Annotated in this window: 25 protein-coding genes; 9 read left to right on the top strand and 16 right to left on the bottom strand. The window is 63.1% G+C overall.

Features of this window, described 5'->3' with window-relative positions; translation table 11 throughout:
• Positions 1 to 46: 46 nt before the first annotated feature.
• From KF857_06535 to glmU, 11 genes are read right to left on the bottom strand one after another with little or no spacing between them, the layout of a single operon-like run.
• Entirely contained in the window at positions 47 to 1270 is a 1224-nt protein-coding gene (locus tag KF857_06535) for a helix-turn-helix transcriptional regulator (GenBank protein ID MBX3111650.1), read from the bottom strand.
• On the bottom strand, positions 1271 to 2905 hold the full coding sequence (locus tag KF857_06530) for a peptide ABC transporter substrate-binding protein (protein ID MBX3111649.1): 1635 nt from the start codon (positions 2903 to 2905) through the stop codon (positions 1271 to 1273). It abuts the gene before it with no gap.
• Positions 2902 to 3627 carry a DNA repair protein RecO gene (recO, locus tag KF857_06525; GenBank protein ID MBX3111648.1) on the bottom strand — a complete coding sequence of 242 codons (726 nt, stop codon included), beginning with the start codon at positions 3625 to 3627 and terminating at the stop codon, positions 2902 to 2904. Before recO ends, KF857_06530 begins: the two co-directional genes overlap by 4 nt.
• Before the next feature lie 37 nt (positions 3628 to 3664).
• Entirely contained in the window at positions 3665 to 4423 is a 759-nt protein-coding gene (locus tag KF857_06520) for a hypothetical protein (protein ID MBX3111647.1), read from the bottom strand.
• A 1-nt stretch (position 4424) separates the two neighbouring features.
• Positions 4425 to 5387 carry a hypothetical protein gene (locus tag KF857_06515; GenBank protein MBX3111646.1) on the bottom strand — a complete coding sequence of 321 codons (963 nt, stop codon included), beginning with the start codon at positions 5385 to 5387 and terminating at the stop codon, positions 4425 to 4427.
• Positions 5387 to 6304 carry a hypothetical protein gene (locus tag KF857_06510; protein MBX3111645.1) on the bottom strand — a complete coding sequence of 306 codons (918 nt, stop codon included), beginning with the start codon at positions 6302 to 6304 and terminating at the stop codon, positions 5387 to 5389. Before KF857_06510 ends, KF857_06515 begins: the two co-directional genes overlap by 1 nt.
• Positions 6301 to 7248, bottom strand: a complete 948-nt coding sequence (locus KF857_06505) for a hypothetical protein (GenBank protein ID MBX3111644.1) — start codon at positions 7246 to 7248, stop codon at positions 6301 to 6303. The genes KF857_06510 and KF857_06505 overlap by 4 nt, the downstream gene beginning before the upstream one ends.
• The gene (locus tag KF857_06500; GenBank protein ID MBX3111643.1) at positions 7236 to 7553 is read right to left on the bottom strand and encodes a hypothetical protein; all 318 of its coding nucleotides are present in this window, start codon (positions 7551 to 7553) and stop codon (positions 7236 to 7238) included. The genes KF857_06505 and KF857_06500 overlap by 13 nt, the downstream gene beginning before the upstream one ends.
• Entirely contained in the window at positions 7519 to 7977 is a 459-nt protein-coding gene (locus tag KF857_06495) for a hypothetical protein (GenBank protein ID MBX3111642.1), read from the bottom strand. Before KF857_06495 ends, KF857_06500 begins: the two co-directional genes overlap by 35 nt.
• The gene (locus KF857_06490) at positions 7964 to 8917 is read right to left on the bottom strand and encodes a ribose-phosphate pyrophosphokinase (GenBank protein ID MBX3111641.1); all 954 of its coding nucleotides are present in this window, start codon (positions 8915 to 8917) and stop codon (positions 7964 to 7966) included. The genes KF857_06495 and KF857_06490 overlap by 14 nt, the downstream gene beginning before the upstream one ends.
• A gap of 8 nt (positions 8918 to 8925) precedes the next feature.
• Complete coding sequence (gene glmU, locus KF857_06485; GenBank protein MBX3111640.1) at positions 8926 to 10323, bottom strand: bifunctional UDP-N-acetylglucosamine diphosphorylase/glucosamine-1-phosphate N-acetyltransferase GlmU; 1398 nt, start codon at positions 10321 to 10323, stop codon at positions 8926 to 8928.
• A 48-nt stretch (positions 10324 to 10371) separates the two neighbouring features.
• On the opposite strand from glmU, the gene upp reads away from it, so the two are divergent.
• The 5 genes from upp (at position 10372) to KF857_06460 (ending at position 14094) form a co-directional block, all read left to right on the top strand.
• Entirely contained in the window at positions 10372 to 10992 is a 621-nt protein-coding gene (upp, locus tag KF857_06480; protein MBX3111639.1) for a uracil phosphoribosyltransferase, read from the top strand.
• A 23-nt stretch (positions 10993 to 11015) separates the two neighbouring features.
• Positions 11016 to 11339 (top strand): hypothetical protein, encoded by a 324-nt coding sequence (locus tag KF857_06475; GenBank protein ID MBX3111638.1) that lies wholly within the window; start codon positions 11016 to 11018, stop codon positions 11337 to 11339.
• Between the two features lie 27 nt (positions 11340 to 11366).
• Positions 11367 to 12344 (top strand): hypothetical protein, encoded by a 978-nt coding sequence (locus KF857_06470; protein MBX3111637.1) that lies wholly within the window; start codon positions 11367 to 11369, stop codon positions 12342 to 12344.
• A 65-nt stretch (positions 12345 to 12409) separates the two neighbouring features.
• Entirely contained in the window at positions 12410 to 12937 is a 528-nt protein-coding gene (locus KF857_06465; GenBank protein MBX3111636.1) for an RNA polymerase sigma factor, read from the top strand.
• Positions 12934 to 14094 (top strand): DUF4349 domain-containing protein, encoded by a 1161-nt coding sequence (locus KF857_06460; protein ID MBX3111635.1) that lies wholly within the window; start codon positions 12934 to 12936, stop codon positions 14092 to 14094. The genes KF857_06465 and KF857_06460 overlap by 4 nt, the downstream gene beginning before the upstream one ends.
• A 41-nt stretch (positions 14095 to 14135) precedes the next feature.
• Here KF857_06460 and KF857_06455 read toward each other — a convergent pair whose 3' ends face one another.
• From KF857_06455 to KF857_06440, 4 genes are all read right to left on the bottom strand, one after another.
• Positions 14136 to 14426, bottom strand: coding sequence for a hypothetical protein (locus KF857_06455; GenBank protein MBX3111634.1), 291 nt, complete (start codon positions 14424 to 14426; stop codon positions 14136 to 14138).
• 66 nt (positions 14427 to 14492) lie between these two features.
• Positions 14493 to 15647, bottom strand: a complete 1155-nt coding sequence (locus KF857_06450) for a hypothetical protein (protein ID MBX3111633.1) — start codon at positions 15645 to 15647, stop codon at positions 14493 to 14495.
• A 274-nt stretch (positions 15648 to 15921) separates the two neighbouring features.
• A complete protein-coding gene (locus KF857_06445) occupies positions 15922 to 16536 on the bottom strand; it encodes an outer membrane beta-barrel protein (GenBank protein ID MBX3111632.1) in 615 nt (204 codons plus the stop codon).
• A gap of 74 nt (positions 16537 to 16610) precedes the next feature.
• Complete coding sequence (locus tag KF857_06440) at positions 16611 to 18086, bottom strand: D-aminoacylase (GenBank protein ID MBX3111631.1); 1476 nt, start codon at positions 18084 to 18086, stop codon at positions 16611 to 16613.
• Positions 18087 to 18149: 63 nt separating this feature from the next.
• Between KF857_06440 and KF857_06435 the strand changes: the two genes are divergently transcribed.
• Complete coding sequence (locus KF857_06435) at positions 18150 to 18749, top strand: GNAT family N-acetyltransferase (GenBank protein MBX3111630.1); 600 nt, start codon at positions 18150 to 18152, stop codon at positions 18747 to 18749.
• Between the two features lie 162 nt (positions 18750 to 18911).
• Complete coding sequence (locus KF857_06430; protein ID MBX3111629.1) at positions 18912 to 19247, top strand: hypothetical protein; 336 nt, start codon at positions 18912 to 18914, stop codon at positions 19245 to 19247.
• A gap of 78 nt (positions 19248 to 19325) precedes the next feature.
• Here KF857_06430 and KF857_06425 read toward each other — a convergent pair whose 3' ends face one another.
• Positions 19326 to 20729: a M20/M25/M40 family metallo-hydrolase gene (locus KF857_06425; protein MBX3111628.1), complete on the bottom strand. Its 1404-nt coding sequence runs from the start codon at positions 20727 to 20729 to the stop codon at positions 19326 to 19328.
• An 86-nt stretch (positions 20730 to 20815) separates the two neighbouring features.
• Here KF857_06425 and KF857_06420 point away from each other — a divergent pair, with 86 nt between their 5' ends.
• Both KF857_06420 and KF857_06415 read left to right on the top strand, forming a co-directional pair.
• The gene (locus KF857_06420) at positions 20816 to 22396 is read left to right on the top strand and encodes a mechanosensitive ion channel family protein (GenBank protein ID MBX3111627.1); all 1581 of its coding nucleotides are present in this window, start codon (positions 20816 to 20818) and stop codon (positions 22394 to 22396) included.
• Positions 22397 to 22518: 122 nt separating this feature from the next.
• Entirely contained in the window at positions 22519 to 23301 is a 783-nt protein-coding gene (locus tag KF857_06415) for a matrixin family metalloprotease (GenBank protein MBX3111626.1), read from the top strand.
• Positions 23302 to 23517 lie beyond the last annotated feature (216 nt).

The raw sequence follows: 23517 nt of genomic DNA, 5'->3' as shown, positions 1-23517 counted from the left end.
CGCCCTTGATTGTCGGCGGAGCCGGCCAGCCTCTCCACCGGTAGCTTCAACGGAATGTGCGGCGAGCGCCGTTCCGGAGGGCGGACGGTGGGTAGCCGAACCGCTTGAGAAACGCGCGGCTGAAGTGGGCGGGGCTACTGAACCCCACCGACTCGGCGACCGATAAGATCGTCGCGTCGGTCTGGAGGATCGACTCGTGGGCCTTCTCCAAGCGGACGGCGACGAGATACTTGTGGAAGGGGCGTCCCGTGCGCCGTCGGAACAGGTACCGGAAATGCGACGTGCTGACCCCCAGAAGCCTTGCCATCTCGTCGTCCAAGATTTCTCGGGCGAAGTTGCGTTCGACCAGGGCCACCGCCCGGTCGACCAAGGCGTCCCCGACGTCCTCGAAGACCTCGTCCACCAGTTTGTCGACCAGTTCCAGAGTACGGTGGACGACGGCCTCCTGCTCGGCCAGAGCGTCGACCGTCCGCACGGCATCGAGCAGGAACCCGTGTCGCTCATGGCTGGAACCCAGTTCGAAGAGGGCCGACAGGACGACTCCGAGGAATGTGACCGCCAAGCCCTTCGCCGTGTCAAGGTCGGGCGCCGCCCTGAGGGCCTCGATGACCTGGCTGAGGGACGCCTCGAACCTTGGCCGGTCGCGGAGCCTCAGCATGCTCCCGATCTCACCAAGACCGATGTCACTGCCCCGGCCGTGCATCGGGCAACTCTTGGCCTCCTGGCACTCGATGAAGACGTCAAAGATGATGAAGCTGGCGGGCGAGCCGAGGTCACGGAAGATGATCTTGCGCGGCGTGAAGCCGCCGGGCATGTCCACCGTCAGCCGGTCGACCCTCACCTTGACATCGTCGACGAGGGCAGTCGAAATGGTCAGCAGGCTGGTGCCGTCACCGGCGACCCGTTCGATGGCCGCCACTTCGGTGGCGTCGTTGTAGTGCCTGCCGTTGACCAGGTTCACGCGCACCGACTTCCCATTGGCGTCGACCGCCTCGAACAGGCCCCCCAACGTTCCCGGCACCTCGGCCTTCTCGCCGCTATGCAAGGCGAAGACGCCGACAAGGTGGATCTGGGTCGCGGGCCCCTCAAGCACCGGGACGGGGACTTCCATCGAAAGCGGCAGGGCCCGGGCGGGGTGACGCTTGCTCACCCCGCCGTTGCTCTGCCAGCCCGTGCCACCGACCACCGGCAGGTCTAGCCCGCTAGGCGGCGTCCAGACCGGCCCGAGATATGGCCGACGGAACTCAAGTCGGCGGACGACGCTCCCCATTCACCGAGAAATACTGGTCGTAGTGTGCTGCAAGTGCCCAAAGAGCGACTCTCTGAGCCCGGTGACACCAGGTTTGTGCAGTTCGTAGTCCTTCTGGAAGTAGATGGGGATCCAAGCGACGTCTTGCAACGCCACGTCTTCCGCCTTCTGATAGAAGGGCACGCGGGCGTCGTAGTCAAGCGTCGTGTCCCCGAGCTTGCAGAGCCGGTCGAACTCGGCGTTCGCATATCCGAGCTTGTTCTCGGGGCCCCAAGTCGCGAGCATCTGGCTCAAGAAGTTCTGTGGGTCAAGGTAATCGGCCGCCCACCGCATGTGATAGAACCCCTGTTCCTTCTTGTTGAACCGCTCCAGATAGGCCCTCCATTCCATCTTGTGGAGTTTGACCTTGATGCCCAGGTTCGCGATCAGCTGACTGGCCACCGCCTCGGCGACGACTTGGACGTCGGGCTGGCCGTCACGGAAGGTGAGTTCGAACTCAGGCAGACCCTTTCCGTCGGGGAAACCCGCTTGGGCGAGCAGGGCCTTGGCCTTGGTCACGTCATACGGGTAGACCGCCGCCACGTCGCGGTGCCCTTTGACACCGGGCGGGACAATGCTGTCCGCTTTCTTGCTGAGTCCTTCCAGCAGCTCGTTGACGATCTTGTCGCGGTCGATCGCCATGGCAAACGCCTGTCGGACGCGGAGGTCCTTGAACTCCTTATAGACAAGCTGGTTCAACGCGACGTAATAGATTGACGGGCGAGGATAGGCGACGATCTCTTTCGAGAGGACAGCGTCCTGCTTGAGGGCGTTGACGTCCTGACGGTCGAGCAGCAACATGTCCAACTCGCCGTTGCGGTACTTGTTGAGGCGAGTCTGCGAGTCGATGATGACCGGACGCTCGATCTTGGCTAGCTTGACCTTGCCGCCGTGGTATTCGGGGTTGGCCTCAAGGACAAGGAGCTGGTTCGGATAGAACTCCTTGATCTTGTACGGGCCGGTACCGATGCAGTCCTTGATGTCAGTGATCTCGGTCGGAGGCACCGCCCCCTTGGGCAAGACCGCGCTGGCGATGTAGGTGAGCCGACCGAGGAAGTAGGGCGTCGGTTGCTTCAGGTCGATCTCGACGGTCAAGGGATCGATGACCTTGACTCCGGTCAACTCGGGCAGGGGCGGCTTCGGTTGGCCGTCCTTAATTTTGTCATAGGCCTTGACCCGCTCGGTGACGCCGACAATGTCGTTCATATAGGCGTCGGCGGTCTGCGACTTGAGTTGGGGGTCGGTGGCGCGTTCAATGCTCCACTTGACGTCTTCGGCGGTGACTTCCTTCCCGTTGGAGAACTTCACGCCCTTTCTGAGGTGGAAGACCCAGACCTTGCCGTTTTCCTTGGCTTCCCAGTTCTCGGCGAGGTAGCCGACCGGCTGGTTGTTCTCGTCCCAACCGACGAGGCCCTCGTACACGTTCTGAAGGATGTCGATCGTGTCGCCGTCCTGGACAATGGCGGGGTCAAGGCTTGTCGGGTTGCTCTTGATCGGATAGCGCAGGACATTCTCCTCGCCTTCCTTCCGCCGCTCCGAGAACTTTCCCGGGCCACCGCAACCGACCGTCAACAGGGCGGCCACGAGGACGGCCGACAAGATGCCCAGCTTGTTCATCCCTCTGATTGTACTCCCTGGCCGTCGTCGAGCCCGGAGGCGAACGACACGCCCGCGGGCAAGGGCCGTTCGACGACCTGCTGCCAGTACTGCACCAAGGCACGGACCGTTTCCGCTGACTTCTTCATGCGAATTGGCGGCTCGGTCAGTTCGGCCAGTCGAGCAGCCGTGATCGCCACCTCCGCGTCGGTCCAGACCGCGTCGGGATATGATGCCTGGTCAAGGGAGACATAGCCGCCGGCCATCGGAGACACCGCGACGACCTGCGACTGCAACGACTCGCCGGTCAGGACGCACCGTGTCCAAGAGGGCTCGATCCCTTCGACCTCAAGGAGTCGGACCAATCCCCAGGCGACGACCGCCCCCGGGTCTGAGGCGGACTCAAGGGCGTGGGCGACCGTCAAGGCCTCGGCCAAGTAGCCCTCGGCAGGGCTCTCCCACGGCAGAGCGACGGCAAGGAGTTCACACCAGGCCAACGCCCCTGTGAGCCGCGCATAGTCAGAACGGACGCGGGGGAACGATGTCTGCGGCCGCGCCTGGACGACGAACCGTCTTGCCCGGCCCTCGTGCCACGTGAACTCGGCCAAGACAAACGGCTCGCTACTTCCCGCGAGCCGTGAGCCAGATTTCCGTGCCCCCTTGGCGACAACGTCCAACTTGCCAAACTCCTCGGTGAGGAGGGTCAGCCGTCGGTCAGACTCGCCGCTGTCTTGGCGGCGCAAGACCAAGGCTTGGGCCGTGCGCTCGCCGGACAGAAGGTCACCTACCCAACCGCAACCATTCGTTCCAGATAAACGACATGCGGTCGATGACGAGGGCGAACCGGGCCATGACGGTGCTGCCGAACAAGGCGCCGAAACCGATCATCAGCAGCCAGCGCCCGACCGTGTTGAAGCTCCGCAAGAACTTGCCCTTCAGCTCGAAATTAAAGAGGAAGTAGCTCAGCGCGGTGACGATCGTGATGACGAAGATCAGGTTGGACAGGGCCTGGCTGGCATAGATGTTCGACCGGATGACGGCGACGGCCTCCGGCGAAAGGGGCACCTTGGCCCCCGTGGCGTCAAAGGTGTATGTCGCCGGCCTTGTCAACGAAGTCCACGTCGTCGGGATCACCGGCTGCATCGAGCCATAGATCTGGGCTCCATAGGTGGTCCACCAGTTCTTGATCTGCTGGCCCGACCATAGCCCGAGGATGACACCGATCGGGATACGGCTCATCCAGTTGTGTTTCTTACTCAGGACGGTGTAGCCACACAACCCGATGGGGACGAGGATGGCGTACATGAAGTAGCCGGGCACCATTTTGGTCGCCCCCTCGGCTGGCACGCCGGTCATCTTCAACCACCACTGGTCGTAGAGGATCGACGTCCAAATCGCAACGAGCGAGTACCCCGCGGCGAGGCCAAGGAAGACGTGCTCGCAGAACCGGTAGAACTTGTTCTCTTTGTAGAGGACGCTGTACAGACCGACCGTCAAGACGACGCCGACGGTGAGCTTGATCAAGAGGTACTGGTCCAACTTAGGCGCCTCCCTTCTTGCCCGCCTTCTGGGCGAACATCGCGACGTTGCCGACGACCACGGCCAAGATCAACAAGGTCAAGGCGATGTGGAGGTCGGCGTAGTACTGGGTGGCCCGGGCCATGTCCTTACCCTGGCCCAGCGGCGGGACTTCCCCGACGATCTTTCCTGCCTTCACGTAGATCTTGCCGCCCTCTTCGGGGTGGTTGATGCCGTGCTTCATCATGTACTCCATGTCGTAGCACCCCTTCAATCCACCTGCGAACCCCTTGAGCTGCTTGGCTTGGTAGTACGGCAGGTTCCCCGGCGCGACGACCCCGGTGACCATGCTCGCGAGGTCCACCTTGTCGTTGAGCCGCTGGACGGCGTAGTCGATCGTGTCCGACGCGGTGATGACGACCATCAGGCTGAAGTCGCCGATCGTGTTCACGCCCTTCAAGACCGGCGTGTCGAAGATCTCCTGCTCCTTGCCGTCCGGCATCCGCACGCGACGACCGCCCCAAGCTTTCTTGATGTCGTTCCGCATCGACTCGTTGGCGCCCTCCGCGTTCGGGAAGAGGCCGAGCCCGATGTAGTCGGTGCCCCTTGAGTACGTCGGAAGGTTCATCTTCTTCCGCTCTTCGTTGATGTTGCGGATGACGTCGGTGGCAACCTGGAACGCAGGGGCGTCCGGCGTCGCCGAGTAGTAGACGAACTTGATTTTTCGCGCCATCAGGATGCGCAAGAGGCACTCCAGATGGGCCATGTTCTCACCCCGCGTCGAGATGGTCCAGTCGGTCTGGACGATCACCGGTTTGTTGGGGTCCATCTTCATCAACTTGGCGTAGAGGTCGGCCGACGAGTCGTCGACGGTGACGGGTATCTCCGCCTTGATAAAGAGCCCGACCGAAGTCAAGGCGACAAGGATCACATAGAGGATGCGGCGGTCGATCTTTTGCAACCGCTCCCAAAATGCCGCGTTCATCAGGCGCTCACCCCACCACGCTCAAGGCCGAGCCATATGCGCAGGCCCATGGCGACCGACCCCAAGCCGACACCGAACTCGATGGCCCGGATACTCGGAGTCTGTAGCGCCGTCTTGACCCAACTGGCTATCTCGCTGATCTTCAGGTTCTCCAAGAACACGATGTGCGTCTGGGCGATCATGTGATCCACCCCTGATGTCCAGACAAAGTCGAGGGCTCCCATCAGACTGAGCATCAAGATCAGCGCGCTCCCCATGAGCACGGTCGATTCGATCGACCTGATCCGGAACGCCCGGTAGGCCGCGGAAAGGATGAAGAACGCGATCGTCGAAAACATCGCCGCCTCCATCTGCTGGTACGCGCCGTCGAAGAGGAGGTCTTGCCCATACTGGACCGGCCCCCAGTTCGCCATTTCCAGCAATTGGCCCTTGGGGTCTTGGAACTTCCTTTGGATCCAGTCCACGTAGCCAAACGAGACCATCGTCAGCAACGACACCATCAGCACCACGCTGAACTTCCAGTCGGGTGCCTTGCGCCGGATCCGCTGGCTGTGGACGGTGAGAAGACTCATGATGCCGAGCCCCAGCAAGAACGCGGTAAGGATCTGGGCGACGTCGGCGACGCGAGGGACCGCGTCGTCGAGCCAGAAGCCGAACGCCTCGACTCCGTTGTTGGGTAACTGCCCCGGCTCCCGGGCGATGGGCACCGGCCACAGCCACAGCAGCACATAGAAAAGCCCGGAGACGAAGGTGAACGCCAACGTGACATAGCGGCGAAACCGGGGCGGCACCTTGGTCAGGCTGACCATGACGACCACGCCGAGAAAGAAGGTGACGGCGATCTTCACCCAAAGCTCAGGGCTGTTCGGCGTCATGCCGAAGAACGTCAGGCGGGCTTGGGCAAGAAGTTCGGTCACTTGCCTTCCTCCACCGGCGCGTTGGGGTCCTTTTGTCGTTCGACTTTCTTCATGTCTTCGGTGATGAAGGGGTTGAAGACTTGGTACATGAAGGTGTCGGAGGCTTTCTTGAGCTTGTCATTCTCCTTCACCGTGGCCGGATCGACTTGGTTCCAGACCGCGTTGCCTTTGTCGTCCTCGTCGCGGTGCTGGGTGGCCGGCTGGACCCGCTCGATCGAGTTGAACAGGAACCCGACCGTCACGAGAAGGGCGATCAGAATCTTGCCCCAGTCTTGACCAATCAGGCTCCCGACGAGCACGGGCTCCCGGGTGAGATAGGCGCTGGCGGCGTAGTACTCGTCGCCGATCAGGACATAGTCGCATGCCGCGATGAAGAACGGCGTCTGAGCCGTCTTAGTCGAACCCGCGATTTGGATCGCACCGATGGCGTTGGCCGTCTCGGCAAAGATCAACGACTCGGCGTAGAACTCGCCAAGCAGGAACGACGCCGCCGCTTGGTCGCGGAGGACCATACCGCTGACGCCGGCAGCGAAGGCAAATTGGCGGTCGCTGATGAACTGGACGGTCTGGGCGTCAAACCGCTCGATCATCCCCTGCTCCTGATAGACGTCGCGGATCAGTTCCTGGGCGACGGTGTAGACCGCCGCGTCGGCACAGCAGATCCGGATCGGGGTGCCGAACTGCGCTGCCGTTTTGGCGACCTGCTTGAAGATATTGATCGCCTGGACTGAGATGGCGTTAAGCGCACCGATGCCCGGAACCATCAGGATCGGCCGGCCCATTTCGGTGGCGCGTCCAATGGCGTCGTCAAGGGCGTTCAGGCCGGCGATCCGCCGGATAAAGAGTTCCTTCTTTCCCTTCGCACGGGCAATGTTCAAAAGCACGAACGCCACCATCAGCAGGGTGATGAGGACGCCGAACCATCCGGTGTCTAGGTATTGCATGTCGGGGTGGCCTCGTGTCCACGGGGGGCGTCGTCTTGCTCCAGGGCCTGGATGACCAGCTCGACGTTTTCACGCTTCAGAAGAAGGCGGCTGTAGTCGTTGACCGCCTCCATGCCCACAAACGGTACCAGAAAAGGCGCGAACGCGACCATCGCGTGGCCAGCCAAGGCGGCGACTGGCTTGTGCGACTCCAGGAAGAAGATCGCTGGAGCTTCCATTCGGCGCTTCTTGATCTCAAACACCAGTTTGTCGACCAAGGCGTCCCGTTCGTCAGGCGTCAGTTCGCTGTCCCACAGAGTCTGCATGGCTTGTTTGAAGTGCGCGTATTTTGCCCAATACGGCGTCCCGGTTGCCAGAAAAGCGCAAAAACACGCCTCGGAAGGGTTCCAGCTTCGACCCTGGTGCGACGGTCGACAGCCTCACCCCGTCCTCTGACTCCACAACTTGGAGAACGTCCGCCCACTTCACCTCCACGACGCTCAAACCGCACTTCCGTCGCGCCCCCTGCTCGTCAAGGGTGAACCTGATCGGAAGAAACAGTTCGGCTGTGGAGACCAATACCGCTCCGACACCGAGGAGTGACGCCAAGATATTTCTCAAGAAAGCAAACGCGAACAGGCCGGCCAAGACGGCCACCGCGACCACGACGACCCTCTTCCCGTCCTGGCCGTCTCCAAATTGGACGGCCCACTCGAGGCTCTCCGCCGGGTCTGGCTCAGCGCCAGTCATGGAAGAGCGTGCTGACCGACTCGTTCACGTGGATACGCCTGATCGCCTCGCCCAGGAGCGGCGCGATGGGGAGGACGGTGAGCTTCGGGAACAGCTTTGAACTCTCGATGGGGATCGTGTCCATCGAGATGATCCGGCTGACCACGCTGTCCTGGAGCCTCTGGCTGGCGTTGCCGCTGAACACCGCGTGCGTGCAGCAAGCCATCACTTCCTTGGCCCCTCGCTTCAGCAGGGCCTCGGCCCCCTGGATGATGGATCCGCCGGTGTCGATCATGTCGTCGATCATCACGCACCGCTTGCCCGCCACGTCACCGATGATCTCGACTATGTCCACCTTGTTCGGCTCGGGTCGGCGCTTGGCGACGATGCCGATCGGGCACTTGAGCATCTCGGCAAGGGACCTGGCCCGAGAGACCCCGGCGACGTCGGGGCTGACGACGATCACGTCGTCTTGGCCCGCAAAACCCTCTTCCACAAGGTAGCGGCCCAGGATCGGGCCACCATACAGGTGGTCGACCGGGACGTCAAAGAACCCCTGGATCTGCTCGGCGTGGAGGTCGACGGCGACGACTCGGTTGGCCCCACTCTCGATGATCAAGTCCGCGACGAGCCGGGCGGTGATGGGCTCGCGAGGCTTGACCTTCTTGTCCTGGCGGGCATAGCCGTAATAGGGCATGACGACGGTCAAACGCCGCGCACTCGCCCGGCGGAAGGCGTCGAGCATGATGAGCAGTTCCATCAGGCTGTCGTTGACGGGCTGGCACGTCGGTTGGATGATGAAGATGTCGTTGCCACGGGCACTCTCGTCCACCATGAGGCGGATTTCGCCGTCGCTGAACTTGGTGCTCGTGATCTTGCCCAGTTCGACACCCAGATACTCGGCGACACGGTGCCCGAGGTCTCGGTTCGCGTTGCCCGCAAAGAGCTTCATGCCGCTCAAGTCCCCGTTCACTGGCCGTTGCTCTGTTTCGTGGTTCGCCATCGCCTGTACCATCCGTCTTTGTTCTCCTGCTTGCCCCTACCGATCGCCATGTCCCCCTCGGGAACGTCTTTGGTCACGACGCTACCCGCCGCGACCATGCTGTCGTCACCGACATTGACGGGAGCGACAAGAGTACTGTTTGAACCCACAAAGACGTCGCTCCCGATCGTTGTCTTGTGCTTGGCAAACCCGTCGTAGTTGCAGGTGATCGTCCCGGCACCGATGTTGGTCCGTTCCCCCACCTCCGCGTCCCCGATGTAGGTCAGATGGGAGACGCTTGTGTCCGCCCCAAGGGTCGAGTTCTTGACCTCGACGAAGTTGCCGATCTTGACATTGGGGGCCAGCCGGGCTCCCGGGCGCATGTTGGCGAACGGCCCGCACCGGCATCCGTCACCCATCTCGGCGCGCTCCAGATGGCTCATGTAGGCACGGACACCGTCACCTAGGACGCAGTCCTTGATCCAGGTGTTTGGCCCGAGCTCGCAATTCGCCCCGATTGTCGTCGCCCCGTCAATGATCGTGTTGGGATGGACGACCGTCTCTGGCCCGATGACGACGTCCGGCCCGACCGTCGTGCTCTCCGGGTCCAGGACGGTGACGCCGGCCTCGGCGTGCCTTCGCAGAATGCGCCTCCGCATCTTGGTGCCCGCCTCGGCGAGTTGCCAGCGGTCGTTGACCCCGTCAAATTGGTCGGCGTCTTCGGCAGGGACCGCGTCCACCCGGTGTCCGTCCGTCGCGACCAAACCCAACACGTCGGTGAGGTAGTACTCACCCTGGGCGTTCGCCTGGGTGAGCCTAGGCAAGGCGGCCAGCAACGCCGGGTTGTGAAAGGCGTAGAGGGCCGGGTTCCACTCGGTCAGACGCAATTGCTCGGGTGTGCAGTCTTTTGCCTCGACGATGGCCTGAAACCGCCCTGCGTCGTCGCGGACGATCCTCCCGTATGAACCCGGTTCGGGCAGATGTGCGGTCGAAAGGGCCGCGGTCGCCCCTGAATTGCACGAGTCGATCAGAAACTTGACCGTCTCCGGCAACAGGAGCGGTGTGTCGCCGGCGCTCACGACGGTCACGCCGTCGTGCCCGGCGAGCAAGGGTGCGGCTTGCATGACCGCATGACCGGTGCCGAGCCGCTCCTTCTGCTCGACAAACTCGACCCTCTGTCCCGCCAAGGCCTCCCGGACCTGGTCTCCGCCAAAGCCCACGACCACGACCACCCGGTCGATCCCGGCTTGGCGCAAGACGCGCACGACCCATTCGACCATGGACAGGCCGCACACGGGATGGAGCACCTTCGGCTTGGCGCTCTTCATCCGCGTGCCTTGGCCCGCGGCCAAGACGACGCCCACGGGGGAGCCGGAAGGGGTCATGACAGGGCATTAACGATACCCCTTGGGGACCGGCCACAATGGCCCCAGATGAGCTTGAGGACCGTAGACCACCCATTGGCCGCCCACCTCTTGGCGGGCCTACGCGACGCCGACACCGAGCCGGCGGTGTTCCGCCGGCTCAGCCGCACCCTCGCGACGCTCCTGGTCCTGGAGGCGACCAGGACTTTGAAGACCAAGGTTGTGCCCGTCCAGACCCCGTTAGCGACGGTGGACCAGGCCGTCCTCGCCCAGGGTCTGGCCGTGGTCCCCGTCCTCAGGGCCGGGCTGGGGCTTATGGAGGCGGCCCTCGACTGCTTCCCCGACGTCGCTGTGGGATACATCGGCCTGGAGCGGGACCACGAGTCCGCCATCGCCAGCAGCTATTACTGCAAGCTTCCCGACCTCGCCGGTCGCCTGACCCTGTGCTGTGACCCGATGCTGGCGACCGGGGGCTCGGCGAGTCAGGCGCTCAGTGTGCTCAAGCGAAACGGAGCCAAAGACCTCGTCATGGTGTGTGTCGTCGCCGCGCCCGAAGGCCTCGCCGTCCTCCAAGCCGACCATCCCGACGTCCCGGTCGTGGCCGCCGCCCTGGACCACCACTTGGACGAACGGAAGTACATCGTCCCAGGTCTTGGGGACTATGGCGACCGTCTGTTCGGAACGCTCTAAACCCACCGTTCGCTTCTTAGGGTATGAGCCAGGCCAAAGCTTCCCTTGGCAGAAGCCGCGTCTACTTGAGCACTGCCGTGCTCCTGACGCTGGGGCTCACCGACTTGGTCGCGACCCTCGCCTGGCTTCAAATGGGGCACGCCGAAGGTAACCGCCTGTTCGCGGCCCTCTGGTCGGTCGGCCCGGGGGTGTTCATCATCGCCAAGACCGCATTCCTCCTCGGGCCCGTGGGCGTCTTGGAGTGGGTAAGGACCAAGCGGTTTTGGACGGCAGAGGTGGGCATGTGGTTGGCCGCCTCCCTTTACGCCATCCTCTGGACCAGCCACCTCCTCACCCTTCCCCGTTGACGCTCCGTCTATACTTGAACCGTGCGGATGTTTGGCACGCGGGACGTCGACGGCAGGGGTGACCTCAAACCTGTCGCCGGTTGGCGGTTGCCTGCCAGTGAGTCCGAACGTATTGTCAACGACCGGCGGGAGACCCTGGGCTTTCGGATCGCCCTCTGGGCCCTCGTCCTGGCCGCCATGTTCATCGGCTCGTTTGTCCGGGACGCCAAAGACGAGATGTCCGTCTTCGTCATCCAACTCAAGACGCTGATGGTGGTCGTCGCGGCAGAAACCGCCCTCATCGTGCTGTACCGTCGGGTCCGTGACCACATCTGGATGGGCCACGGCCTGAAGCGCATCCGGGCCCGGGTGCCCGACGAGCAGGCCGTGCCCGTGCGCTACACTATCCGACGCGACGGCGTCGTCACCGGCGCTGACGAGGGTTACCTCTGGCTTCACGAAGGGACCCTGTATTTCAAGGGCCTGCAGTCAGTCTGGCGCCTGAACCGGGACGACATGCCTCCATTGCCGATGTGGCCCCGTAGGCGCCGCCCACGCCTGTCGGAAGGCCGAGCCCCGCTCTGGCTACCCATGCCCCATGCAGGCTCCCGAGGCGAGATCCGCCTGACCCCCATCGACCCGTTCGAGGACTACGCGACCCGTCGCAAGTTCGCCGCGTTCTTTGCCGGACTGGACGACTGGTTGAAGTCGCCTCCCAACGGACATATCGAGTCTCTTCTGCCGCCCTCAGACTTACACCCATCGCTGGAAATGAGCGACAGGACGCGGCGGGAGCTGCGCTGGGCGACTTGGGCCCTCTACATGCTCAACATGATCATGGTCCCCATGATGCGGCTCGGCACGCGACCGTCCGACTTCTCCAACACGATGGGTGCCATCGGCGCCACCGTCTACTTGGGGCTCTTTTGCGTCTCGGGTTGGGAATGGCTGAAGGCCCAAGACGCGTTCCGCGTCAGGTCCAAGCTGCTCCAGGACCGCCGGGTCGAGAGCGTGCTCTACCCCTGACCACGTCCACTTTTTTGTCCCAGGCCGTCAATATCTTTGAACGGTCGGGCCGAAGGCGGACACCCATGGGCGAGCGAACTGAAATGGACGGCCTCGTCATCCGGGCCCAAAGGGGCGACCGCGGCGCGATGGACCGGCTGGTGTGCGAACACTACGCCCGGGTCTACCGCTTCTGCGCCCGAAGGCTCGGCGAGACCGCCGGACAGGACGCCGCACAGGAGACGTTCGTGACCATGGTGAAGTCGATCGGCAGTTACGCGGGACGGTCAGCGTTCCCGACGTGGCTGCTCGGCGTCGCCCACCGCACCTGTATGGCCCTGGCCCGCAAACGGCGGCTGGAGCCGATGCCCCTTGAGGCCTGGCACGACGGCGGGACTGACACGGAGTCCGCCGTCATCGACCGCTTGGCCTTGGGCAAAGCCCTCCGCAACCTGAGCACCGAACATCGTGAAGTGCTGGTGATGCACGAGGTCGAAGGGCTCCGGTACGCCGAGATCGCCGAGATCCTCGACGTGCCGGAAGGGACGGTGAAGTCTCGCCTTCACCATGCCTTCTTGAACCTGCGCAAGGATTTGTCAGGAGGTGCAGTGTGAACGAACGTGAAGACCTGAAGGCGTATCTGGACGGAGAGTTGTCAGAGTCACGCGCGGAAGAAGTCCGCCTGGCCCTGGAACGCGACCATGACCTTCGCGAGGAGTACACGTTCATGAAACTGCTCACGAAAGAGATCCAAAGCACCATCAAGGAACCGGAGGTCAAGGGTGTTGACGGCGCCCGGGCGGCCGTAAAGTGCAAGCCGTGGTTCCTCAAACCCCCTGCGCTGGTCGTCCAGTGCGTCGCCGCCTTCTTCGTCATCGGGGTCGTCGGGTCCAAGATCGTCCCGAAGCTCGGGTCTAGGGGAAATGTCGTCGCGGCAGAGGTGTCCGCCGACCGGGCGACGGGCCGGGCCATGCCGGAGAAGTCAAAGGAGGCGCTGGACGCCACACCGATGGAGGAACGGGCGCCCGCGCACTCCGCCGTCGAACAAAAGGCGGCCGCCCCGGCCCGGACCCCGGACGCCAGCCCACCGCCCCTGTCCATGCCCAATGTGACCCAGCGCGACGTGGTCAAGACCGGCTCGCTGGGGGTGAAGGTCAAGGACGCCAAGCAGGCCATGCAAGAGATGACCGACACGGTCAAGGCGATGGGCGGCTACGTGGAGTCCAGCAGCGTCAACGTCACCGACCACGACACCGTTGGCCATATGGCGCTCCGAGTCCCCGCCGCCAGCTTTGAGACCTTGGTGAGCAACGTCAGGCGCATGGGCGAGTTGATGAGCGAGTCGTTGGGCGGCCAGGACGTCACGGCCCCCCTCGCCGACATGGGTGCCCGCCTGAGGGTGCTCCGCGGCGAAGAGGAATCCTACGTCCAGATGCTGCGGCAAAGCCGTCGGCTCCAGGACACCCTTGACTTGCGCGACCGGCTGACCAACGTGCGGGAAGAGATTGAAAGTATTGAAGCCCAACGGAAGGCCCTGGCCAACGTCGCCGCAATGTCCAGTCTTAATGTCCAGCTCACCCAACCCAAGTCTGACCCTGCGTTCAAGCCGGGCGACTGGTTCGGCGAGGCCACCACGGGCGCGACCCAGACGCTTCTCGACGTCGGAAAGACCGTCGTCAGCGGAGCGCTGTACGTCGCGATCCTCAGCCCGGTGTGGGCTCCGGTCGCCCTGGTCGTCTGGCTGGTGTCCCGCCGACGGAAGGCCGCCTGACAAACGAGACGCCGGGGTCACATGACCCCGGCGCGTCCTATTCAGCGCACGACATGCCCGCGCTCCGACCAGAGCCAGGTGGCGCCGTTGTCGAAGCCGTGCTCAGCGGCCAGTTTGTCGAACGGGTTGTCGGCGGCGCGGACCAAGCGGTCGTACGTCGCCTCGTCACGGTACTTGATGACGGCAAGCACATGACCTGGCCCGGTGCGGATGTTGTAGGCCTCTTCCACACCGTCCCAGCTTCCGATCACGGCCATCATCTGGCCGGCCGTGGCGAGGGTGGCTTCCTCGACCATCGGGTCGAACTCCCACTTTGACACGACGACGAACATGTTTGGCTGTTCCCTGATTTGTGGGGGCCGGCGGTCAGCGTGCGAGACCACCAGCCCCCCGGTCGATTAGCCCTTAAAGGCCCCAGAGATCTCGTCAAGGCCAACGCCCAGGATCTTCCGGGCGATCGGATCGAGCTTTTCTCGCGGCCCTTCGAAGTGGGCGATCATGTGGCTGTGCGAACGGCTGGCCCCAGGTTTCAAGAACAGGGCCGGAGACGAGGACTCGAGCTCATAGAACGGGCCCATCGGCTTGACGCCAGGGGCGGGCGGACCGTCGTTGTAGCTGTTCGCCACGTCGCCACGGAAGGGCTCCTTTTGGAGTTCCCAGAGGGAGTTCACGTAGTCCTTGACTCCAGGCTCAAAGCTGAAATGAAGGATGGTGAGGACGTTATGGGCGGCGTCAAAGCTTCCGATCGCCGCGCCGTCCCGATAAGGCTTGACCCGGGCCGGCGGAAGGCCGATCTTGGTCCGCATCGTGCCGTCACAGCGGAAGTACGCGGCCGACTTGCCGATCTTCAGCCGGTCGGCGGGCACCTTGCCAAAGTAGTTGTCGACGAGCACCGTGCCCGTGGCTTTGGTGTTGTAGGGGACCACCACGTTGGTCTCGTCGCCGGGCTTCAGCATGGAGAGCACCCAGATACTAGGGGCACCGGTCGCCTTGGTCCACGACTTTGAACCCGCGTTCGTGATTGAACTGAGGGCGTCATAGGCGACGCTCTTGACACCCGGCGGGACGGTGATGCCGAGGCGTGCCCTCAGCCGCTTCGGGCCGAGCAGGCTGACGCTCCGCTTGACCCCCACCTTCAGTTGCGTGCCCGAGTAGTTCGTGAACGTCGCCGTGTGGGTCAGGGTGATCGACGAGGTCGTCTTGCTGACGACGCGGTACGGCTCCGTGTCGATGGCGGCGGGGACCTGCCAATTGTTGAACTCGAACGGGTCACCCTTCTTGAAGAAGAGGGAGAACTGCCCGCCTTCGGGGCCGAGCCAAAACCGCTCTTCCCCGCCGATCGGGTTGAAGTTCTTCTTAACCTCGCCACTTTCGATCAGCTCGTAGTTGATCCAGCCGTAGCCGGTGCCGGCGTCACCGTTGCTCGAACTGGTCATGACGCGGCCCTGGTACTTGGGCACGACCACCACCGAGCCTGTGCCGTTGCGGAGGACCACCGGGTCCGCGTGCTTTTTGAGGAAGGCGACGTCGTCGCCGAATGTGCCGTCAACCATGACCCCTCCAAGGGCCACGCTGAGAATCGCTCCAGTCAACATGTTTCATCAGCCTCTGCGCTGTCACCCGTGGTTTACCTGGTCTGGAGCCCGAAATGGTGACGGCCAACCCACCTCGGGCAAGATGTTCTGGTTTGCTCATGCGACAAGGCGACCAAATCTTGAGAAGGGCTGGGTCAGGCGGGCTTCATGCGACAAATCCTTGCCTTGGAAAAGCAAGCAACGCTGGCCAAGACACTTGTCTTGACCAGCGCTTAGCGACCGAGACTGACCTTTAGAACTTGTAACCGATCTGCAGGGAAAGGCCGTTGGTGTTGATACCGTTGACGCTCGGCGCGATACGGAAGGCCAGCTCGGCGAACGCCTGCTTGCTCAGCATCGTGCCGATGAGGATCTTGCCGGCAAGGGACGTCTTGGACTCCGAGTTCGTCGTCGTCGTCACGACCGGCTCGCGGCTGCTCACCAATTCACCGCCGCCACCGCCACCACCGCCGCCACTGGTGGTCGTGGTCGTGCTCTCGCCCCTCATCCGGGAGAGTCCGACACCGGCACCGTAGTAGAACGACATCTGGCCCGCGTGCAGGTTCGTGTTCATCCAGCGGCCGACCAACATCAGGTCATACGCCTCGATCTTGTTGCCGCCACTCCCGACCCACATTCCGTCAAGGTCAAGGCCCCAGTTGGCGTTGTTGTACGCGCCCATGTTGAGGTTGGGGAGCTGGTAGCTGACTCCCAGGCCAAAGCCCAGGGTCTTTGTCTCACTCCGGGTGTGGCTCGACATCGGCCAAAACAACCCGGCGCGGGCGGAAAACGGATTCTCCTTGTCGGCAGCAAGTGCAGTGGTGGCAAGAACGGCACAAAGGGTCAATGCGGCAAGCCGCAGGTTCATTGAAGTCATGCTGATCCTCGGGCCGGTTTTACCAGCGGAGTCATCCAAAAGAAAAGGTCACCACCGCGAATCAGTCACCTTGGCCGACGCAAAGGCAAACCGGGACGCGCGTGAGTGAGTGCGCCGCGAGACAAGACCTTCACTCCGTTGACCAAGACCGTGTCGATGCCTACCGGCTTGGCCTGGGGCGAAGTCGTCGTGGCCTTGTCCAAAATGGTCTTGGGATCGAAGACCACGATGTCGGCCCAATAACCGGTGGCCAAGCGGCCCCTGTCCCTGAGTCCGAACCGCTTGGCCGGCATCGACGTCATCTTGCGGACCGCCTCCGGAAGGGTGAGGACTCCCTTCTCCCGGACATAGACCCCCAAAACCCGTGGAAAGGTCCCCGCTCCGCGCGGGTGCGAACCGTGGAGCCCGCCGTCACTGCAGATCGAGACGCGGGGGTCTCGCAGGAACGTCTGCAAGTCGTCTTCCGACATCGCGGTCACGACGACACTTTCCCGACCGTCTTTGCCCTTGTCATAGCACTCATGGATGATCTGCTGGATCAAGGTCACGGCGTCCTTACCCGTCTGACGCGAGAGGGCGGCGATGGTCTTGCCTTCCCAGGACGGGTCAGGCGAATACCTTGTGAGGAGGACGTGTTCGGGGCCGCCGATCATCTGGAGGCCAGCTTCCCATTGCTTACGGTCGTCGAACTGCTCGGTGGCGATGATGACCCGGACAGTCGATTGCCAGTACAGGTAGGGGTAGACGTCGGCGGTGATGTCCAAGCCCTCCTGCTCCGCTTTGTCCATGAGCTTAAGGACGTCTTTGGCCCGGCCCCAGACCGACGCGGCCCCTAGCTTGATGTGGTTGATCTGGGCAGGCACGTGGGCGCGCCGGGCCACCTCGACCAGTTCCTCAAACGCCTTGAACGCGGCCACATCTTCGTTCCGCACGTGGCTGATGTACATGCCTCCGGATCTTCCGGCGGCCTGGGCGAGCTCGACCAACTCCTTGGTGTCGGCGTACCGGCCCGGCTGATACTCGAGCCCGCTGGAGAGCCCAAGTGCCCCGTCGCGCATCTCCGCGGCGACCATCTCAGCCATCCTCAGCCTTTCGTTCGCGGTGGAGGGACGGTCGTCCGGTCCGACGACAAGGCCACGGACGGTGCCGTGGCCGACAAAGCTGGCGAAGTTCAGCGCGACCGGCTCGAGTTCGAGCCGCCTGAAGAAGTCTCGGACGGGATACGCAGACCCGCCGTCCTCCCCGACCACGGCGGTCGTGACGCCCTGACGGATCTGGGTCTCAGCGTCAGGGTCCTCGAAGACCCCTTCGTCAGCATGGCTGTGCGAGTCGATGAACCCCGGGGCCACGGCCATGCCCCGGGCGTCGATGACCTCGTCTCCCGGCCGTGCCAAGTCGGTGCCGACCGCGCGCACCCGCCCGCCTTCGACCCGGACGTCGGCGACACGCCCTGGCGCTCCCGTGCCGTCGTACACGACACCGCCCTGCACCACGATCGCAGGTTGGAGCACGGCAAGGACAAGGCAGGCGGCGGCGATCACTTCTTCATCCTACGCTGGCGCATGGGCTCATATGTTGTCGGGTCCAGGTAGCGTGCTCCTGCCATGGTCCGTCTTGTCACCGCCGATGACGACCCATCAGTCGTCGCCGCGCCCATCGCCAAGTCGTTCTACGACTACATCATCCCCCGCCGGGCGTTCGCGCATTCCCCGGGGCGGTATGAGTCGTGGGTCGACCGCATGATGCGTGAATCGGTGGAGCGTCGGGTCAGGGCGGGAGTCCCCGTCTTTGTGGCCGAAGAGGACAGTGCCGCCGTCGGCGTCGCCATGCTGAACCTGCCCGAAATTGAAAGGTCGTCGGAGGCCGTGGACTCCTTTGAGCGATTCCTCCGTGAAGCTGGCCCCGAGACACGGGCGTTCTTTGAGATGTTCTTTGCCACGGTCGATCCTCTCCCCTTCCCCACGCCCCATGTGTATGTCTCAATGCTCGGCGTCGACCCTGCCTACCAAGGCCGTGGGTACGGGGCAGACTTGCTGGCCGCAGCCATGGGGTTCGCCCGGTCCCGGCCCGGTTGCGTCGGGCTCTGCCTCGAGACTGAGGTCGAGTCCAACGTCGCCTGGTATGAGCGTCAAGGCTTCAGGGTCGTCGCGACGGCCCACTTCGACGGCGTCGACGTCTGGGCGATGCACCGACCCGCGTGGTAGGTATTTTCTACGGTAACGGAGGAAGTGGACCATAATGGCCCTGTTACGCCTCCTTGTCTGGTGTCTTCCTGTCGACTGTCCCTAACGGCCGTTCCTGCAAGATGATCCCCCTGGCCTAGAGATACGGAACCCTTTTCCAAGGCGGAGAAGGCATCAAAAGCAATGGCTACCAAAACCCTTTATGTCGGCAACTTGCCGTATTCTGTCAACGAGCAGCAGCTCGCCGCGCAGTTCAGCGAATATGGCGCGACCAACCCCCGCGTGATCGAAGGCCGAGGCTTTGGCTTCGTCGACGTTGACGCCGACCACTTTGAAGCTGCCGTGGCCGACAAGCACAACTCCGACTGGAATGGTCGCAAGATCACCGTCAACGAAGCCCGCCCGCGCGAAGAGCGCTCCGGTGGCGGCGGCGGTGGTCGTGGTGGCTACGGCGGCGGTCGAGGCGGCTACGGTGGCGGTGGTGGCCGTGGCGGCTATGGCGGCGGTGGCCGCTGGTAAGCACGGCCTAAGCAGTTAAGTCAAGAGCAGGCTGCCCGCATCAAGCGGGCAGCCTGCTCTCTTTAGCTTTGCGGGCGGCTATCTTCCGCTGCTCGGTGCGGCCGGCTTCGGCCCGCGCGGCATCATCGTGTCCGCACAAGCCAGGTTGTACGCGGTGACCGCCGCGGCCGTGCTGGACTGGATCAGGTAAGCGTTGATCGCCGCTTCCAACTTGTCGTGCTGGGTGTGGTGGACGTAGGTGTAGTCGCTGACCCCCGTCTCAAGAGTGAAGAACCCGGGGACGCCGACGGCGTTGAAGCTCGCGTGGTCGCTTCCTCCGCCTCGCGGCATCCGCGCCTGGGTGACGAACTTCATGGGTAACTCGGGAAACGCCGCATTGAGGGCGTCGATCGAAGGCTGGAACATCGCCTGCTGGGTCGCCAGGCCGACAAACCCGCCCCAGTAGTTCGTTCCGCCGTCATCGACGAGGCAGGCGCTGATCTTGTCCATTTCCTTCTCGTGGTCCTTGACATAGCCGCGAGAGCCAAAGAGGCCCTGCTCCTCACCGCTCCACAAGATGAAGCGGATCGTGCGCTTGGGTTTAGCGCCCACTGCGAGGAGCAACCGCGCCGCCTCCAAGGTGACGCTTGACCCGGTGCCATTGTCGAGCGCGCCCTGGCTCCCCGGACCGTCCCAACTGTCATAGTGACCACTTACAATGACGACTTCGTCGGGCTTCTCGGTGCCCTTGATCTCCGCGATGACGTTGTAATTGGGCACGGGGCCCTTGTACATCTTTTGCGGGATATTGAATTCTAGCTCTACCTTCCCCTTGGCAAGACCCTCGACGATCGCGTCATAGTCGCTCTTGCGGACGGTGATGTGGGTTTGGGTCGGGCGGTCGTCCCACTCAAACTTGTAGCGACCGCTGGTGACGACAAGCTCGCTCCGCGCCCCTTGGACGACGCCAAGCGCACCGGCCTTCCCCGCTTCTTTGAAGAGTTCCAGCCGCTCGTCCGCCTTCATCTCGGTCTGGGCGCGACGGACCAGCCACTTGCCCTTCAGCGACCCCTTGATCTTGTCGAACTCCGCCTTCGTCGCCGGCTCCAAGACCGCCTGTCCCTTGGCCAGGCCGTCCGTGCCAGGTGTCCAGCTCGGCGTCGTGAACTGCAGTTCTCGGACGACCGGCGAAGTCATGCGGGAAACAAAACCGCCCCGGGCGCGGTCGAAGCCGACCGGGTACTCACCCCACTTCTCCATGTGCACGTTGCTGCACCCAAAGGACTTAAACTGGTCGACCGCCCATAGTTGGGCCTGGTGCAGGTACGACGACGAGGTCAGGCGCGACCCAAAGTCAATCGTGATCCGTTCAAGGATGAACCGGGCCTTGTTGGCACCCTTCCCTTCGGCGATGATCTTGGCGACCGTCTGGGGGTCACCCTGAGCGTTTGCGGCGGCCACGAGGGCGACACCGCTTACGAGAAGCAGAGTCCGTTTCCACACAACCCCTGCGTTTTACCGGACCATCGACCAATGGGACAACATTTTCTTTCGGGGTGACAGCCGGACCCTTGGTAAGATCCGGGGGCATGACGGGCCAGCGGGGACGGTGGGCGTTACTCTTGACCCTCGCCACGTCGTTGGCGGCGGCGCAGTTCCCCGCCACAAGCTCCGGGCGTCCGGCGGTCCCTGACACCTTGGCTTCGCCCCGGGCGACCCTCCGGACATTCTTCGACGGCATGAACGAAGGCGACGTCATGGCCGCGGTGGCGACCCTGGACCTCACCGGCGTGCCGGTCATCGAACGCCCGACCAAGGGCCCGCAGCTCGCCAACAAGCTCCTGGCCATCCTCAACCGGGAACTCTACATCGACGTCCAGAAGGTCCCCAACCTCCCCGACTCAAAGCCGTACACGGTACCCATCCACCGCCGGAACGGTGACCTTGTCGGCGAGGTGGTCGTCGACAAGAGCCCGGACGGCGCGTTCCGCTTCACCCCGACCACGCTGAGTCGCCTCGACGAGGTGTGGAACCAAGTCAAGTCCAAACCGGTGATCCGCGGACTCATGGACCCCGGGGAGCAAAAGTTCGACCCCGCGAAGTGGTTTGGCGACGCCATGCCCGCCGAACTCCACTCCGACTTCTTGGGTGTCGCCCGGTGGAAATGGATCTTGCTCACGATCATGCTCGTGATGGGCGCCTTCCTGGCCCTCGTCGCGAAGGGACTCGCCCAGCTTCTGGGTAGGGTCATCCTGCGCCTCAAAAAGTCGGACGGGCGCTACCGGGAGATCCAGCGCGCGGGATCGGCCGTCGGCGTCTTTCTCTTCGCTTCGGTGTTCGCCGGTTTGACGCCCTACCTCGGCCTGCCCGGCGGGCTTTCTGGGGCGACCGCGTTCATCGCCTTGCTCGCCCAATACGCCGCCGCAGTGCTCTTCGTCGGCGCGGTGTGGGACGGCGCGCTGAAGGTCGTCGTGAGCCGTCACGCCGCCCGAAACGACGGCGAGGTCGACATCGTCGTCCCGGTGATTTCCCGGCTTGGCATGGCGGTCATCATCCTTGTCGCCGGCCTCACGCTCCTCGCCCAGGTCGGTGTCAATGTGACCGCTTTCCTCGCTACCCTGGGCATTGGCGGCGTCATGTTGGCCCTGGCGGCAAAGGACAGCGTCGAGAACCTCTTCGGCTCGGTCATGGTGCTCGTCGAACGCCCGTTCAAGATCGGCGACTGGGTGAAGGTCGGCGATGTCGAGGGGGTCGTCGAAGACATCCGCTTGCGTTCGACGCGGGTCCGCACCTTCGAGGACTCGTTGATCGTCATGCCCAACAGCACCTTGGTGACGACCAGCGTCGAGAACTTCGGTAAGCGCCGGAAGCGGCGGTTTCGCACCGTGCTAAGGGTGGAATACGGCACCCCACCGGGCGCATTGGACACTTTTGCCGCCCGCATCCGCGACATCCTCCACGCAGAGCGGGCCACCGTCGCCGAGTCAGACGTCTCCTATCTCAACGACTTCGGGCCGACCGGTCTCCACATCATCATCCAGTGCTACTTGGACGTGCCGACATGGACCGACGAGTTGCGGACGCGGTCGGAGATCATCACCCAAGTGCTGGCGGCGGCCGAGGACCTCGGGGTCAAGTTCGCCGCCCCCAGTACCACTGCCTCGGTGTGACGCCTCTACGTCGTCTGGTCCACTCGAGATCGACAATACTTACCAGGTTTTACTGTTTGACGTTTCTTTATGTAGGCAATTGATAAATACTTGACAGCACACCGACCAGCAAGGTTTGGTCTATGGAGAACAAGTTGAATATTCGATCCCTCTTGCCTGCGGGCATCCTCCTTGTCACTGCTCAGGCCCACGCCTTTAACACGTTTCCCAGTAAGTGGGGTGCAGGGGGCAACAACGCCGAATCGATGTCGATCAGCCACGGTACCCCAGGCTTTGCGACCTGGTCGGTGATGGGCGCCGGCCTGGACATCGTCGGATACGACGACGACCATACGGGTCACACGACCGGAGACTTCAGCACACTGACGTCCAGCGACGAAGAGGCGATGATCGCGTCGGCGTTCGCCCAATGGTCGGCGGTCTGCGGATTTACAACCGCCCACGTGGCCGACGGCGGCGTCGCCGGTGGAGCAGCGGAGGCGGACGGGGGTCATCTCGGCGACATCCGTATCGGCACCATCGACTACTTCCACTATAGCCAGTTCGGGCACTGCTACATGCCATCCACCGAGGCCACGTTTGGCCTGGGAGGCACCATCGGTGGCGACATCCACATTGTAAGTGGCTTGAACTGGGTCGACGACCCCAACGACAGTGCGGTCGACGATGATTACGACCTCTACACGATCATTCTTCACGAAGTCGGGCACGCGATCGGCCTTGAGGACTCGGACGTGGTCGGGACGGTGATGGACCCTGACTACACCGGTTCGCGACGGGTTCTCACCGCCGACGACATCGCCGGTGCCCAGTACATCTATGGTGCGGTCCCCGAACCCGCGACGATGACCATCCTTGGACTCGGTGCCGCGGCCCTGGTCCGACGCCGGAAAGCCAACCGCTAAGCGCGGTCGGGAATACTGTGCAAGGGTCCTGGCCCCGTCAAGATGCTTGGCGGGGCCAGGACCCTTCACCTTGCCGACGCACATTTTTCAAAAAGTGGGTGTTAGGAATAGTTGTTGACGTGACAAGGCCTACCGACTCCTCAAAACACCTCGTAATAACACTAGCCACACACTTACCAGTTATTGACAATTCAAGTCTTCATGGACTGAAACTTG

The sequence above is a fragment of the Fimbriimonadaceae bacterium genome (assembly GCA_019638795.1).
Lineage (GTDB): Bacteria > Armatimonadota > Fimbriimonadia > Fimbriimonadales > Fimbriimonadaceae > JAHBTB01.
Note: the sequence above shows the minus strand (reverse complement) of the source record. Positions and strands in the feature narration are given on the sequence as shown.

What these genes read in the sequence shown, in the direction of transcription:
- glmU (MBX3111640.1), bottom strand. Translation starts at nt 10,323, where the DNA reads ATGACCCCTTCCGGCTCCCCCGTGGGCGTCGTCTTGGCCGCGGGCCAA.
- KF857_06530 (MBX3111649.1), bottom strand. Translation starts at nt 2,905, where the DNA reads ATGAACAAGCTGGGCATCTTGTCGGCCGTCCTCGTGGCCGCCCTGTTG.
- KF857_06435 (MBX3111630.1), top strand. Translation starts at nt 18,150, where the DNA reads ATGGTCCGTCTTGTCACCGCCGATGACGACCCATCAGTCGTCGCCGCG.
- KF857_06505 (MBX3111644.1), bottom strand. Translation starts at nt 7,248, where the DNA reads ATGCAATACCTAGACACCGGATGGTTCGGCGTCCTCATCACCCTGCTG.
- KF857_06465 (MBX3111636.1), top strand. Translation starts at nt 12,410, where the DNA reads ATGGGCGAGCGAACTGAAATGGACGGCCTCGTCATCCGGGCCCAAAGG.
- KF857_06475 (MBX3111638.1), top strand. Translation starts at nt 11,016, where the DNA reads ATGAGCCAGGCCAAAGCTTCCCTTGGCAGAAGCCGCGTCTACTTGAGC.
- KF857_06500 (MBX3111643.1), bottom strand. Translation starts at nt 7,553, where the DNA reads ATGCAGACTCTGTGGGACAGCGAACTGACGCCTGACGAACGGGACGCC.
- KF857_06495 (MBX3111642.1), bottom strand. Translation starts at nt 7,977, where the DNA reads ATGACTGGCGCTGAGCCAGACCCGGCGGAGAGCCTCGAGTGGGCCGTC.
- KF857_06430 (MBX3111629.1), top strand. Translation starts at nt 18,912, where the DNA reads ATGGCTACCAAAACCCTTTATGTCGGCAACTTGCCGTATTCTGTCAAC.
- KF857_06470 (MBX3111637.1), top strand. Translation starts at nt 11,367, where the DNA reads ATGTTTGGCACGCGGGACGTCGACGGCAGGGGTGACCTCAAACCTGTC.
- upp (MBX3111639.1), top strand. Translation starts at nt 10,372, where the DNA reads ATGAGCTTGAGGACCGTAGACCACCCATTGGCCGCCCACCTCTTGGCG.
- KF857_06455 (MBX3111634.1), bottom strand. Translation starts at nt 14,426, where the DNA reads ATGTTCGTCGTCGTGTCAAAGTGGGAGTTCGACCCGATGGTCGAGGAA.
- KF857_06535 (MBX3111650.1), bottom strand. Translation starts at nt 1,270, where the DNA reads ATGGGGAGCGTCGTCCGCCGACTTGAGTTCCGTCGGCCATATCTCGGG.
- KF857_06415 (MBX3111626.1), top strand. Translation starts at nt 22,519, where the DNA reads ATGGAGAACAAGTTGAATATTCGATCCCTCTTGCCTGCGGGCATCCTC.
- KF857_06445 (MBX3111632.1), bottom strand. Translation starts at nt 16,536, where the DNA reads ATGAACCTGCGGCTTGCCGCATTGACCCTTTGTGCCGTTCTTGCCACC.
- KF857_06450 (MBX3111633.1), bottom strand. Translation starts at nt 15,647, where the DNA reads ATGGTTGACGGCACATTCGGCGACGACGTCGCCTTCCTCAAAAAGCAC.
- KF857_06515 (MBX3111646.1), bottom strand. Translation starts at nt 5,387, where the DNA reads ATGAACGCGGCATTTTGGGAGCGGTTGCAAAAGATCGACCGCCGCATC.
- KF857_06420 (MBX3111627.1), top strand. Translation starts at nt 20,816, where the DNA reads ATGACGGGCCAGCGGGGACGGTGGGCGTTACTCTTGACCCTCGCCACG.